The 255-nt window shown below is 58.8% G+C and carries 1 rRNA gene; it reads right to left on the bottom strand.

Features of this window, described 5'->3' with window-relative positions:
• Window positions 1–151 precede the first annotated feature (151 nt).
• Window positions 152–255, bottom strand: a 16S ribosomal RNA gene (locus SCWH03_RS28425); the annotation flags it as partial.

Raw genomic sequence — 255 nt, 5'->3', positions numbered from 1 at the left:
CACGTTCCACACCCCGAAGAGCAGTACTAGCGACCCAGCCATCCCGATCATGCCGAATAGTCAACGTTCCACCCATGAGCAACCAGCACCGGACACTCGCCGATGCACTGGCCTCTGACCACCACAAATGATGGTGAGAAGTGCTCCTTAGAAAGGAGGTGATCCAGCCGCACCTTCCGGTACGGCTACCTTGTTACGACTTCGTCCCAATCGCCAGTCCCACCTTCGACGGCTCCCTCCCAAGGGTTGGGCCAC

Origin of the sequence: Streptomyces pacificus (assembly GCF_011766325.1) — a bacterium.
In the GTDB taxonomy this organism is placed as follows: domain Bacteria; phylum Actinomycetota; class Actinomycetes; order Streptomycetales; family Streptomycetaceae; genus Streptomyces; species Streptomyces pacificus.
The sequence above is the reverse complement of the archived record's forward strand: the minus strand, read 5'-3'. Positions and strand labels throughout refer to the sequence as shown.